General features: G+C 35.3%; 14 protein-coding genes. 11 read left to right on the top strand and 3 right to left on the bottom strand.

Going from position 1 to position 13,910, the window contains the following annotated elements:
* The first annotated feature begins 67 nt into the window (after positions 1–67).
* On the top strand, positions 68–2,365 hold the full coding sequence (locus MQX03_RS10605) for a GH92 family glycosyl hydrolase (protein WP_242803054.1): 2,298 nt from the start codon (positions 68–70) through the stop codon (positions 2,363–2,365).
* Between the two features lie 285 nt (positions 2,366–2,650).
* Complete coding sequence (locus MQX03_RS10600; protein WP_242803052.1) at positions 2,651–3,658, top strand: aldo/keto reductase; 1,008 nt, start codon at positions 2,651–2,653, stop codon at positions 3,656–3,658.
* A gap of 5 nt (positions 3,659–3,663) precedes the next feature.
* Here MQX03_RS10600 and MQX03_RS10595 read toward each other — a convergent pair whose 3' ends face one another.
* Positions 3,664–3,810 carry a hypothetical protein gene (locus tag MQX03_RS10595; protein ID WP_242803050.1) on the bottom strand — a complete coding sequence of 49 codons (147 nt, stop codon included), beginning with the start codon at positions 3,808–3,810 and terminating at the stop codon, positions 3,664–3,666.
* Positions 3,811–3,970: 160 nt separating this feature from the next.
* On the opposite strand from MQX03_RS10595, the gene MQX03_RS10590 reads away from it, so the two are divergent.
* Positions 3,971–4,867, top strand: coding sequence for a helix-turn-helix domain-containing protein (locus MQX03_RS10590; protein WP_242803048.1), 897 nt, complete (start codon positions 3,971–3,973; stop codon positions 4,865–4,867).
* Here the strand turns inward: MQX03_RS10590 and MQX03_RS10585 are convergent.
* Positions 4,864–5,241 carry a winged helix-turn-helix transcriptional regulator gene (locus MQX03_RS10585; protein ID WP_242803046.1) on the bottom strand — a complete coding sequence of 126 codons (378 nt, stop codon included), beginning with the start codon at positions 5,239–5,241 and terminating at the stop codon, positions 4,864–4,866. The genes MQX03_RS10590 and MQX03_RS10585 overlap by 4 nt on opposite strands.
* A gap of 110 nt (positions 5,242–5,351) precedes the next feature.
* Here MQX03_RS10585 and MQX03_RS10580 point away from each other — a divergent pair, with 110 nt between their 5' ends.
* Positions 5,352–5,954, top strand: coding sequence for an FMN-dependent NADH-azoreductase (locus MQX03_RS10580; protein ID WP_242803045.1), 603 nt, complete (start codon positions 5,352–5,354; stop codon positions 5,952–5,954).
* Between the two features lie 185 nt (positions 5,955–6,139).
* Here MQX03_RS10580 and MQX03_RS10575 read toward each other — a convergent pair whose 3' ends face one another.
* The gene (locus tag MQX03_RS10575) at positions 6,140–7,480 is read right to left on the bottom strand and encodes a dihydroorotase (RefSeq protein WP_242803043.1); all 1,341 of its coding nucleotides are present in this window, start codon (positions 7,478–7,480) and stop codon (positions 6,140–6,142) included.
* A 122-nt stretch (positions 7,481–7,602) separates the two neighbouring features.
* Between MQX03_RS10575 and MQX03_RS10570 the strand changes: the two genes are divergently transcribed.
* From MQX03_RS10570 to MQX03_RS10540, 7 genes are all read left to right on the top strand, one after another.
* On the top strand, positions 7,603–9,057 hold the full coding sequence (locus tag MQX03_RS10570) for a lipopolysaccharide biosynthesis protein (RefSeq protein ID WP_242803041.1): 1,455 nt from the start codon (positions 7,603–7,605) through the stop codon (positions 9,055–9,057).
* Between the two features lie 22 nt (positions 9,058–9,079).
* The gene (locus MQX03_RS10565) at positions 9,080–10,099 is read left to right on the top strand and encodes a sugar phosphate nucleotidyltransferase (protein WP_242803039.1); all 1,020 of its coding nucleotides are present in this window, start codon (positions 9,080–9,082) and stop codon (positions 10,097–10,099) included.
* 88 nt (positions 10,100–10,187) lie between these two features.
* The gene (locus MQX03_RS10560) at positions 10,188–11,033 is read left to right on the top strand and encodes a DUF4292 domain-containing protein (protein WP_242803037.1); all 846 of its coding nucleotides are present in this window, start codon (positions 10,188–10,190) and stop codon (positions 11,031–11,033) included.
* Positions 11,030–12,583 (top strand): murein hydrolase activator EnvC family protein, encoded by a 1,554-nt coding sequence (locus MQX03_RS10555; protein ID WP_242803035.1) that lies wholly within the window; start codon positions 11,030–11,032, stop codon positions 12,581–12,583. The genes MQX03_RS10560 and MQX03_RS10555 overlap by 4 nt, the downstream gene beginning before the upstream one ends.
* Before the next feature lie 27 nt (positions 12,584–12,610).
* Positions 12,611–12,826, top strand: a complete 216-nt coding sequence (locus MQX03_RS10550; protein WP_129535039.1) for a twin-arginine translocase TatA/TatE family subunit — start codon at positions 12,611–12,613, stop codon at positions 12,824–12,826.
* Positions 12,827–12,840: 14 nt separating this feature from the next.
* Complete coding sequence (locus MQX03_RS10545; RefSeq protein WP_242803033.1) at positions 12,841–13,452, top strand: DUF4254 domain-containing protein; 612 nt, start codon at positions 12,841–12,843, stop codon at positions 13,450–13,452.
* Entirely contained in the window at positions 13,449–13,910 is a 462-nt protein-coding gene (locus tag MQX03_RS10540; protein ID WP_242803031.1) for a hypothetical protein, read from the top strand. Before MQX03_RS10545 ends, MQX03_RS10540 begins: the two co-directional genes overlap by 4 nt.

The following is a 13,910-nucleotide window of genomic DNA, read 5'->3' as shown; positions in this document are numbered from 1 at the left end:
TAAAATTTTAATCAACAATAATTATCTTTTGATTTTAATTAAATTTATGCTTTCCAAATCATCTCTAATGAAAAACTCTGCAGTAGTAAATCTTATCTTTTTTCTTTTTTTCAGTTTAAATTGTAAAGCTCAACACTTCGAAAAATTAAATCAGTACGTCAATCCGTTAATCGGAACCGAGAAAATGGGACACACATATCCTGGAGCAACTGTACCTTTCGGAGCCGTTCAATTGAGTCCGGAAACTGATACAATTTCTTATGAACTCAACGGAAAGTACAATGGTGAAGTCTATAAATACTGTGCGGGTTATCGATATGAAGACAAAACAATCGTAGGATTTAGCTCTACCCATTTCAGCGGAACAGGTCATTCTGATTTGGGAGATTTTCTCATTATGCCAACTGTCGGCAAATTACAGTTGAATCCCGGAACAGCTTCCAATCCTGAAAGTGGTTACAGAAGCAGATTTTCGCATCAAAACGAGAAAGCTGAAGCAGGATATTACAAAGTAAAATTGGATGACCACAATATTTTAGCGGAGTTAACATCAACAACAAGAGTTGGCGTTCATCGTTACACTTTTCCAAAATCTGACCAAGCTCACATTATTTTAGATTTAATGGCCGGAATTTATAATTATGATGGTAAAAATGTCTGGACTTACGTTCGTGTAGAAAACGGAAATACAATTACTGGTTACCGACAAACGAACGGTTGGGCAAGAACAAGAACGGTTTATTTTGCGATGAAATTTTCAAAGCCGTTTAAGTCTTATGGTCAGAAAAATTATGATGGGAAGCAGGTTTACAATGGTTTCTGGAGAAAATTTGACCAGACCAAGAACTTTCCTGAAATCGCTGGGAAAAACCTAAAAATGTATTTCGATTTTAATACGAATGAAAATGAAGTAATTGAAGTTAAGCTTGCCATTTCACCTGTAAGTCAATCGAATGCATTAGAAAATTTAGAAAAAGAAGTTGGAAACTTATCTTTTGACCAGGTCAAAGCACAGACTCAGGAAAATTGGAATAAAGAATTAAATAAGATCGTTATCAAAGGTTCTGAAACAGAAAAAACAAATTTTTATACGGCAATGTATCACACTTTTATCAGTCCGACAACTTATACAGATGTCAACGGAGAATATAAAGGTTTAGATCAAAACATTCACAAAGCTGAAGGCTTTACCAATTATACAACATTCTCAATTTGGGACACCTACCGTGCACTTCATCCATTTTTTAATATCATTCAGCCAAAACGGAATAATGACATGGTGAAATCGATGATGGCGCATTACAATCAGTTTTCGATGAAAATATTGCCGATTTGGTCGCATTATGCAAATGACAATTGGTGCATGAGCGGTTATCACAGCGTAAGTGTGGTTGCCGATGCCATTATTAAAGGAAATTATGACGGTGATGCAAAAGAAGCCTTGAATGCCTGTGTAGAAACTGCCAACAAAAGAGATTACGAAGGAATCGGGTTTTATATCGACAAAGGTTACATTCCGGCGGAGAAAAGCGGAACTTCGGTTTCCAATACGTTGGAATACGCTTATGACGATTGGGCAATTGCTCAGTTGGCAAAACATTTAGGTGAAACAGAAATTTACAATCAATTCATTAAACGTTCGGAAAACTGGAAAAATAATTTTGATAAAACAACAGGATTTATGCGTCCTCGATTAGCAAACGGAAGTTTTAAAAAAGATTTTAATGCACTAAGCACTCACGGGCAAGGCTTTATCGAAGGAAATTCCTGGAATTACAGTTTCTTTGTTCCTCAAAATCCTGACGAACTCATGCAATTAATGGGTGGGAAGAAAAAATTCGCTTCAAAATTGGATGAATTGTTCACGATGCATTTACCAGACGAGTTTTTCGCAGACACAGAAGACATTACCCGAGAAGGAATTATCGGCGGTTACGTTCATGGAAACGAACCGGCGCATCATGTTGCCTACTTCTATAATTGGGCAGGCCAACCTTGGAAAACTCAGGCGCAGATCAGAAGAATTTTAGAGATACAATACAAAGCAACTCCCGATGGATTGGGCGGAAACGACGATGCCGGACAAATGAGTGCGTGGTATATTTTAAGTTCGCTTGGTTTTTATCCGGTGGCTCCAGGATCGGAAGATTATGCGATTGGAAGTCCGGCAATTGATCATGCTGTTTTGAATTTAGAAAATGGGAAAACTTTTGAAATTGAAGCGATTAATCAGAGTCCGAAAAATGTGTATGTTCAAAAAATTCTTTTGAATGGAAAAGAAATTAAAAACTTCACTTTGAAACATTCCTATATAATGAATGGCGGAAAACTAAGTTTTTATATGAGTTCTAAACCTAGGAAATGATTTTTTTAAACACAAATTCCACCAATATTTTTCACTAATTTTCACAAATAAAGCTATCATTCAGAATAAAACGAAAGCATAGTCCAGAATATCCTCAAAGTTTGTCATTCTGACGAAGGAAGAATCTCTATGCATAAAGTAGATTCTTCACTCCATTCCATTTCGTTCAGAATGACAGAAATGGATTAAAATTCATTCATCCGTAATTTGCATACGACAATCGTTGTTTTGCAAACTTCATATATTTAATTTCTGCTGAATTTTGTATCAATAAAAATCAACAATATGAAATTGAATCAGGTGAAATTAGGAAGTCAGGGATTAATCATACCCAATATCGGTTTGGGATGTATGGGAATGACAGGTTTCGGAGATGCAGATATGTACGGCAAAACTGACGAAAAAGAAGCCATCGCAACGATTCACCGCTCTTTGGAATTAGGCGTAAATTTTCTCGACACGGCAGATTTGTACGGCCCATTTACGAACGAACAATTGATTGCAAAAGCGATTGAAGGAAATCGTGACCAATATATTCTTGCTACAAAATTCGGGTGGGAAATTGATGACAATGAGCAAGTGACTTGGAAAATCAACGGAACAAAAGATTATGTAAAAAAGTCTGTTGAGCGTTCGTTGAAAAATCTAAAAACAGATTACATCGACCTTTATTATATGCACCGTCTCGATAAAAATGTTCCGGTTGAAGAAACTGTAGGAGCAATGAGCGATTTGGTGAAAGAAGGAAAAATCGGTTATATCGGTTTGTCTGAAGTTTCTTCTGAAACTGTGAAAAGAGCACACGCCGTTCATCCAATTTCGGCGGCTCAAAGTGAATATTCTCTGTTTGAAAGAACAGTTGAAGAAAAAGGCGTCATCAAAACATTGAACGAATTGGGAATTGGTTTTGTGGCATATTCTCCGCTTGGACGAGGATTTTTGTCAGGGAATATTAAAACAATCAATGATTTGCCGGAAAATGATTTCCGAAGAGGGATTCCACGTTTTCAAGGAGAACATTTCCAAAAAAATATTGAATTGGTAGAAGCGATTGAAAATATGGCGAAGGAAAAAGAAATTACATCTTCGCAATTGGCTTTGGCGTGGATTATCAGCAAAGGAATTGTTCCGATTCCGGGAACGAAACGCAGAAAATATCTTGAGCAAAATATTGAAGCGAGCAAAATTGTCTTGAGTGAATCTGATATTCAGAAGTTGGAAAGCATTGTGCCTTTGGGAACGGATACAGGGGCAACTTACGATGAATTTGGGATGGGGCTATTGGATTATTAATCTTTTTAAATAAGATATTTTAGCCGTTTGTCATTCTGAACATAGACTGAGGGTCTACGAACGTAGTTCAGAAATGTAGTGAAGAATCTCAATTCATATCTCAGAGATTCTTCCTTCGTCAGAATGACAAATTCTGAAAGTTTATCAATCATAAAGTTGGAATGCAATAAGATTGCAGCCCGACTTGAGCGGAAATCCTTTTTTGCTTGGTCTCAAATTCTATTGAACTGAAAATCCTCTGCAAAAAAGATTGGAGCGGAAGGCGGATTAAGCTGCCCAAATTATTACCTTTAATATTTAGAATTTCAAATTATGAACACGATACAATCTATTTCGGCTTTTCACAGATTATTGTCGCTTCCAGAACCAAAACATCCGATGGTGAGTGTCATCAATCTTTCTGAAAGTATTTTTATTGAAGATGAGGTCTGGAAGGGTTTTGTTAGCCGATATTATTGTGTTGCACTGAAGCGAAATGCGACCGGAAAAATAAAATACGGTCAGCAGCATTACGATTATGACAAAGGGGTTCTGAGTTTTACAGCGCCGAATCAGGTGCAGTATCTCGATTTGAAGACAATGGATTGTGAAAATACGGGTTACCTGTTAATTTTTCACGAAGATTTTCTTCTAAAACATTCTTTGGCAAATACGATTTTGTCTTACGGATTTTTCTCTTACGCAGTGAATGAAGCTTTGCATCTTTCTGAAGATGAGGAAAATGATTTGCTTGAAATTCTGAATAAAATCGATAAGGAATGTCAGCACATTGACCAGCATACGCAGGAAATCATCTTGTCGCAGATTGAGTTGCTGCTGAATTATTCGAAGCGTTTTTATGAAAGACAGTTCATTACCAGGAAAAGCGGAAATCATCAGCTTTTGACAAAATTTGAAACGTTTTTGAATGATTATTTTGATAAAGAATCTTCTGAAAAAGGACTTTTGACGGTTCATCAAATTGCTGAAGCAATGAATCTTTCTGCGAATTATCTGAGTGATCTTTTGCGAGTGCATACCGGACAAAACACGCAGCAACACATTCACGAAAAGCTCATCAGCAAAGCAAAAGAGAAACTTTCGACCACCGAATTATCGGTAAGCGAAATTGCTTATGAACTAGGATTTGAGCATTCGCAGTCGTTCAGTACACTTTTCAAAAAGAAAACGAAAATGTCACCTTTAGAGTTCCGGCAGTCTTTTAATTAAAACAAATCTTGTTTAATATTATTTTTATGCGTTCTTCCCCACTCAGAAAGCGCCGTAATTACCGTTTTCAAAGTCTTGCTGTAATCTGTGGAAATATATTCTACCACGACAGGCGTTTGCTCGCTGTGAACAATTCTTTTTACAAAACCATTTAATTCTAAATCTTTCAACTCGTTCGAAAGTACTCTTGCAGATATTCCGGTAACGATTCTCTGAAGCTCATTGAACCGAATATTTCCATGTTCCTGAAGAGCAATAATAATCTTGAGTTTCCATTTTCCGCCAATGACATAAATCGCATCTTCCACTGAGGAAAGATGATTTTGGCAATTTATTTTGGTAAACGGTTCTTCTAATTCAATATTATTTTCCATAAAATTTAACCTTAAACTAACCAAAAGGTTACTACTAACCTTTTGTTCACTACTAACTTTTGATAAGCAAATGTACATAATTTTGTCAAAGAAATTTTAAAATTTAAAACATGAAACAAATTTTGCACATTATCTCAAGCCCGAGAGTAGAAGTATCTGCCAGCAGAAAATTAGGAAATGCTGTACTGGAAAAAATTCAGGAGAAATATCCTGACAGCATTGTAAAAGAGCGTGATCTCACGAAAAATCTTGTTCCTCTTTTAGAAGATGTACACATCAATTCATTTTTCACACCGAAAGAAAGCCGTTCTCCCGAACAGGAAACTATCAACCAATATTCCGAAGGTTTGATTTCAGAGCTGCAGGAAGCAGACATTATCATTATAGAATCTCCGATGTATAATTTTTCAGTGCCTGCTACACTGAGAGCTTATTTTGATTACACTTCGAGAGCAGGATATACTTTCAGCTATGACGAAAACGGACCAAAAGGACTGCTCAATAATAAAAAATTATACATCGCTTTCTCGTCAGGCAATGTTTATTCAGAAGGTCCTTACCAGATGTATGATTCTAATGTTCCTTATGTCAAGAATGTTTTTAGTTTCTATGGCGTAACTGATGTCAGTGTTTTCCGTGCAGAAGGTCTTTCGATTCCGGGAATTATGGAAAACTCTTTAGAAAAAGGGATTGGAAGTATCATAATTGATTAATTTCAAGTGATTGGTAGATAATTTTCTCTCGCTGATTGAGCAAATTTTGCAGATGATTGCGTTTAAAATCTGCTTCATCTGCTCAATCTGCGAGAGATTTAAATTTTGGCTAAAGCCACTTTCTATTCTTAAATAAAAAAACGGGCTAAAGCCCGTTCCTATTGATACAATTATTTCGCTATAATTTATTCCTGAACTTCAAAAAGCAATCGCTCTCCGAATTTCTCTTCATTGATTTTTCCGTTGTCGTAAACCAGGTTTCCATTCACAAAAGTATGGGTCACTTTAGAATTGAAAGTCATCCCCTCAAGCGGACTCCAACCACATTTGTACAAAATATTTTCTTTGGCAACTGTCCAGTTTTCTTCTAAATCTACCAAAACCAAATCGGCTTTATACCCTTCTCTCACAAAACCTCTTTTCTCAACTCTGAAAAGTATTGCCGGATTGTGGCACATTTTCTCAACGATTTTTTCTAAGGTGATTTTTCCGTTTCTGAAATTTTCCAGCATCACGACCAAAGAATGCTGAACCAAAGGTGCTCCCGAAGGACATTTTGTATAAACATTTTGTTTTTCTTCCCAGGTGTGAGGTGCGTGATCGGTTGCAATGACGTCAATTCTGTCATCCAACAAAGCTTCCCAAAGTCCATCTTTATCTTTTTGAGTTTTTACCGCAGGATTCCATTTGATTAATCCACCTTTGGTATCGTAATCCTCATTGGTAAAAGTCAAATGATGTACACAAACTTCTGCCGTTATTTTTTTATCTTTTAAAGGAATATCATTTCGGAAAAGTTCCATCTCCTTCGCTGTAGAAAGATGGAAAACGTGAAGTCTGGCTCCTGTTTTTTCAGCCAATTCAACTGCTTTTGAAGAAGATTTGTAACAAGCCTCTTCGCTTCTGATCAGATGATGGAATTTCACAGGAATATCTTCACCATATTCATCCAGATATTTCTGAGTATTTTCTCTAATCGTTGCTTCATCCTCACAATGAACAGCAATCAGCATTTTGGTATTGCTGAAAATATTTTCCAAAGTTTCAGGATTGTCAACGAGCATATTTCCTGTTGATGAACCTAAGAACAATTTGATTCCGGGAACATTTCTCGGGTTTGTCTTTAAAACTTCCTCTAAATTATCATTGGTTCCACCCATCATAAAACCGTAATTGGCATAAGCTTTTTGAGAACCAATTTCATATTTATCCGCCAACAATTCCTGAGTTACGGCATTCGGAACAGTATTCGGCTGATCGATGAAACTTGTTATTCCACCTGCGATTGCTGCTTTTGATTCTGTTTCAATGTCACCTTTATGCGTCAAACCCGGTTCACGGAAATGCACCTGATCATCAATAATTCCAGGCAAAAGATATTTTCCGGAAGCATCAATAATTTGGTCAACATTTTCTTCAGAAATATTTTTCGAAATCTCAGAAATCAAATCATTTTCAATCAGAATATCACTTTGGAAAACCAGATTTTCATTTACGATTTGGGCGTTTTTTATTAGAATTTTCATTTTTACTTTTTATATATGAAGATTTGTATTGCACAAATTTAATATTTTCATTAATGATTTTTAAGCATAAGTCAGAAAATTGTGAATTCTAATATTTACATTTGCACTTTAAAAAAATTAATTTGTACAAGAAATTATTTGGGCAAACTGCGGTGTACGGACTGAGTTCGGTTTTGGTGAGGATCTTTCCTTTCCTGATTGCACCCATCGTTACCAATGCATTCGGGCCTTCGGCATCATCACCTTTCGTAGATTGGTATTCGATTGCCGGAGTCATCACGGTTTTTTTGACCCACGGAATGGAAACCTCTTTTTTCCGTTTTGCTCAGGAAGGTGACATTGATAAAAAAACTTTAGTCTCTACTACGGCATTGAGCATTTTAGGAATCGGTTTGATTTATCTTATTTTAGGATATGTTTTCAGGCAGGAACTTGCGAATGCTTTTGAAACTCCGGATCAGGTCAATTATCTTGTCATTTTTCTATTCATACTTTCTTTTGACGCTTTTGCAACGATACCCTCCGCAGTTTTAAGATTAGAAGGTAAACCTGTTTTATATACAATTTCAAAGGTTGCAGGTTCATTGGTTTATTATTTTCTAATCGTATTTTTCATCAAGTGGCTTCCTCATTACCCAAACGGAATTTTAGGTTTAAAGTATGATCCGGAAATTGGTGTAGGATATGTTTTCATTGCCAATTTGGTACAAAGCATCATCACATTAGCAATTGTAGGAAAAGAATTCGTCAACTTCAGTTTCAGAAAGTTTGATTTTAAACTTTGGAAAAGAATTATGAGCTACTCATGGCCGGTAATGGTTGCGGGATTGGCTGGAGTAATCAACCAGACTTTAGACCGACAGTTTTTAAAATATTTACTTCCAAAAGAAGAAGCCAAACATCAGATTGGTGTTTACGGTGGAGTTTATAAAATAGCAACATTCATCACGGTTTTCCGACAGGCATATCAGTTGGGAATTGAACCTTATTTCTTTTCAAGTTTTAAAGATAAAAACAATCACAAAACCTACGCAGTTTTGATGGATGTATTTGTGATTTGCAATTGTCTCATCTACATCGGATTGATGGTGAATCTGCAATGGATTTCTGAAAAATACTTAGGAAACCCTCTCTATTTCGAGGGAATTGAAATAATTCCTTTCGTGATGCTCGGAGCATTATTTTTAGGGATTTATCTTAATCTTTCTATTTGGTACAAATTGTCTGACCAAACCAGAGTGGGCTTATACATTTCTTTGATCGGAGCGGCGATTACCATAATTATCAACTTTACTTTCATACCAAAATACGGATATTGGGCAAGTGCTTTCGCAGCACTTATTACCTATACAAGTATGATGGTTATTTCCTATATTTGGGGGAAAATACAATATCCTATTCACTATAACGTTAAAAAAATAGCAGTCTATCTAACGCTTTCGATCGCCATTTCGATGGTTTCGTTTTACTATTTCAGATATAATTATTTTATAGGAAACGGAATGTTCATCTTCTTCATCGCATTTTTATTATATAATGAAAGAACGATGATCAACAAAATACTCAGAAAATCATAAAATTTAAACTATACAATATCAAATGAAAATAATTGTTCCTATGGCTGGGCGTGGTTCCAGATTACGTCCACATACATTAACGGTTCCAAAACCATTAATTCCTATCGCAGGAAAACCTATCGTACAAAGATTGGTAGAAGATATTGCTAAAGTTGCAGGAGAGATGATAGAAGAAGTTGCTTTCATTATCGGTGATTTTGGTGATGAAGTTGAGAAATCTCTTCTTCAAATTGCCGAAAGATTAGGCGCGAAAGGAAGTATTTATCATCAGGAAGAAGCTTTGGGAACGGCTCACGCAATCAAATGCGCAGAGCAATCAATGACAGGAAATGTGGTTGTAGCTTTTGCTGACACCCTTTTCAGAGCAGATTTTACTCTAGATACTAACTCTGACGGTGTAATTTGGGTTAAAAAAGTAGAAGATCCTTCAGCTTTTGGAGTTGTAAAATTGGATGACTACGGTTTCATTACCGATTTTATTGAAAAACCTAAGACTTTCGTTTCAGACCTTGCCATTATTGGAATTTACTATTTCAATTCTGGAGAAAAATTGATGGACGAGATTAATCACATCATGGATAACGATATCAAAGTGAGCGGTGAATATCAGCTGACAACGGCATTAGAAAATCTTCGTCAGAAAGGCGCAAAATTCACTCTTGGAAAAGTAGATGACTGGATGGATTGTGGAAACAAAAACGCTACCGTGGAAACAAACAGTAAGATTTTAGCTTACGAAAGGGAAGAAATGTCTCACTTCACCGCTACAGCTACAATTGAGAATTCTCTGATTATTCAGCCTTGCTTTATCGGTGAAAATGTGAAAATTTTAAATTCAAAAATTGGTCCCGGAGTTTCTGTTGGAAACAATACGGTAATTATCAATTCAAATATTGAAAATTCTCTGATTCAGGAAAACACAAAAATCAACCACGGAAACCTTTCAAATTCAATGATTGGAAATTCTGCGCAGTATTTTGGGGTTTCAAGAGAAATTTCTTTAGGTGATTATTCTGTTCTGGATTTCCTAAATAAAGATTAATTTTATAAAAAATAAATTGACTTCAAACCACACAAAATGTTTTGTGTGGTTTGGCGTTAATATTGTAAAGTATTTATATAAAGAATTTATGAAAAAATGGATCACGTTATTGCTGGCAACAATGGTTATACTTTCATGTAAAACCAAGAAAAACGCTATGCAGAACGCTTCTGAAAATGACAGCATCAAAATAGAAAATTCAGACGATAAAGACAAAATTGATGAAGGAAAAAACATTTCAGACCGATTGACTTTTTACGAAAACATTTATATCCATCCGAAATTTGATCAGATTAAAATCAACAGTAAAATCACAGCAGATAATATCAGAGTAAGCCCTCTTGATGCAACAATTTATATTGAAAGTGATAAAAAAATATGGTCAAATATCAACTTCTTATTCTTCAATGCTGCGAGAGCAATCATAACACCAGAAGGTATAAAAGCTGTTGACAAATACAATAAAAATTATATTGATTCTGATTTTGATTATTTAAATAATTTATTGAATATCAACTTTATCGATTATAAAACTTTAGAGAAAATCCTTTTGGGACGTACTTTTCTTTTGGTAAGTAACAGAAATTCAAGCATTACAAAAAATGAAGACGGATATCAATTGGCATCAATTGTAAATCAAAAGATTGTTACTAATGACGTTGAGCGTGAGTATAAGATCAATATGAGATATTCTAATGATTATAATTTAATTTACGTTAAATTGCAAGATGTGAAATCCGATGACGCAGTTGAAATCGTATATGATCAATGGGAGACTTTTGACAATAATCTCAAATTGCCGCAAAGTGTTAAAATAATTATAAAAGGTTCGAAAACGAGTCAGATTTTATTGGAAAACACGAAATTTGGCTTCACTAAAATGGAAACACCTTATTCAGTTCCAGCCAATTATAAGAAAATTGAGATTAAATGATTAAAAAATTTAGCTTTTTAATAGGAATTCTGCTGTTCTCGTTGCACTTTGGGCAAAAGAAAGAGCAATTACAGCAACAAAATGCCGAGCTTAAAAAACAAATTGCAAAAATAAATACTGATTTAGCAAAAACAAGAAATGAGTCTAAACTCTCCATATCTTATCTCACAAGTGTTAATCAGAAATTAGCCTTAAGAGAAAAGGTTTTTAACAATACTCAGAAAGAGAAAAGATTTATAGAAGATGAAATTTATCTTCGCCAACTTGAGATCAATAGACAGAATCGCGAATTGGCAGTTTTAAGAAAAAACTACGCTCAGGTTCTGGTTAATGCTTACAAGAATAAAGGCGTTCAGAATAAAGTAACTTTCATCCTTTCATCTAAAGGTTTTGGTGAAGCGATGAGGAGAGTACAATATTTGAAACAATATTCTGATTATCAAGACAAAAAAGCTGCAGAAATCACTAATGCAGCAGTTGAGCTGAAAAAATCAGTTGAGAAAAAGAGACGATCTGCAGTTGAAAAAGAAAATCTTTTGGTTAATCAGCAAAAAGATTTAACAACCATCAGTGTTGAGAGAAAGCAGAAAGAGCAGCTGGTAAATGAGTTTAAGAAAAATGAAAGCAAACTTGCTGGCGAATTAAAACAAAAGCAAACTCAGTCTAAAGCTCTTGAAGGACAAATACGATCAATTATTGCTGAAGAAATTCGTAGAGCAAAAGCTGAAGAAGAATCTAGAAAAAAAGCTGAAGCAGAAAAAATTCGTTTAGCAAAAATAGCTTCTGACAGAGAAAAAGCCAGAATTGACGCTGAGAACAAAGCAAGAGCCGAAGCCTTGGAGAGAGAAAGAAAATTAGCCGAAGTTGAAGCTAAAAGGGCAGCAGAATTTGCAGCAAAAAGAGCCGAAGACGAAAGAAAAAGAAATGAAGAAGCAGCAAGAAGCGAGGCAAGTGCAAAAGATGAAGCAAGAAAAATTGCTGCTAAAAAAGCTTCAGATGATGCCGCTCTAAAATCAAGAGAAGCTGCTAATAAATTAGCCGCTGCAAAAGCTGCCGAAGCTGCATTAGAGAAAAAAACAGATGACGATAAAAAAGCTGCAGAGACCAAAGCGATGACCAATTATGGTGTTTCTACATCAGCAGGAAATAGCTTTGCAGCAAATAAAGGGAGACTATCAATGCCTGCCTACGGTACAATTACCCACCGTTTTGGCAGACAGCCTCACCCGGTATTTAAAAATATTGTGGAAGAAAATAACGGAATTAAAATTTCTGTAGCAAAAGGAACCAGCGCAAAAGCAATCTTCCCGGGAACGGTTTCTCAGGTAATGCCGGCAGCGGATGGAACAAAAACAGTTTTGATAAAACACGGAGATTATTTCTCTATTTATTCAAACCTTAGCAGCAATACAGTTTCGAAAGGTCAGCAAGTTTCTGCAGGAACTACTTTAGGCACTGTCGCTCAGGATTTTGACGGATCATTTACCTTAGATTTCCAGATTTGGAGAGGAGATACACCAGTAGATCCGTTAGGTTGGGTTTCAAATTAAAATATTAACTTTGTAAAAATTTTAGACATGTACACACTTACAATACTGTCATTATCTTGGCAACACCTACTGATTGTAGCAATTATCCTTTTAATTCTTTTCGGAGGAAAAAAAATTCCGGAAATGATGAGAGGTTTGGGTTCAGGTATTAAAGAATTTAAAGACTCTGTGAAAGAAGACGAAAAACCAGTAACTAAAACTGAAAATCCTACTTCGAACACAACAAACAATACCAGCAACTAATATTTTCAGTTAAAATGAATTTTACTGACACCGCTTGGGAAATCTTCAATACATCAATTGAAGACTACCATGTTTTAGATAATATAGAAACTCCTATTAATAATACGTATCCTACTGATAGTTTGGAACGAATTTTGTATGCTAAAAATTGGATTGATACCGTTCAATGGCATTTGGAAGATATTATCAGAGATGAAAACATAGATCCCGTGCATGCACTTCAACTTAAGAGAACAATCGACGCTTCTAATCAGAAGAGAACAGATTTGGTTGAGTACATAGACAGTTGGTTTCTTGATAAATACAAAAATATTACTCCAAAAACTGATGCAAAGATAAATACTGAAACTCCCGCATGGGCAGTTGACAGACTATCTATTCTTTCGCTGAAAGTTTATCATATGTCGTTGGAAGCTCATAGAGAATCGGCTTCTGAAGAACATCGCGCAAATTGCAAGGCAAAACTCGATGTACTTCTAGACCAGAAACAAGATTTAACTACTTCAATAAGTCAATTGCTTACTGATATTGAGAACGGTGATGTTAAGATGAAAGTGTACAAACAAATGAAAATGTACAATGATGAAAGTCTTAACCCAATCCTTTATCAAAAGGAGCAAAAATGAAACGACTATATTTTTTCGGATTACTATTAATAATTATTATTTCCTGCGCCACAGAAAAGCCCAATGTTTCTCCGTTGTCGACCAGTTTTTACAGTGAAGCAAAAAAAGCGGAAGCAGAGGCCGGAGCAAGCAGTAGTTTTTCTATCAACATTAACGAAAATGTAAATGCTGCAGAAATTTCTAATCTGATTGCTACTTTTCCAAAATTTAAGAATACAGCATTGAACGAGGAAATAAATACGTTGAAATATTCTTTACAGAATTATTTATACGCCATAGACGCAGGTAATACTTCCGGAAAAAACAAAACCCTTAAAAGTTTAGAAAAATCTTATAAAAAAATTCAGAAGCTCAGATCTTATCTTACAAAAGATGACGATGCAGTTCTCAACAGATATTTGGTAAGATTAAAAACCAATGTTACTTTTATTGAAGACTCAATAAACAGTAAAAAATAA

Source organism: Chryseobacterium aahli (genome assembly GCF_022699665.1).
Classification (GTDB): Bacteria; Bacteroidota; Bacteroidia; order Flavobacteriales; family Weeksellaceae; genus Chryseobacterium; species Chryseobacterium aahli.
This window is presented reverse-complemented; position numbering and strand designations above follow the sequence as displayed.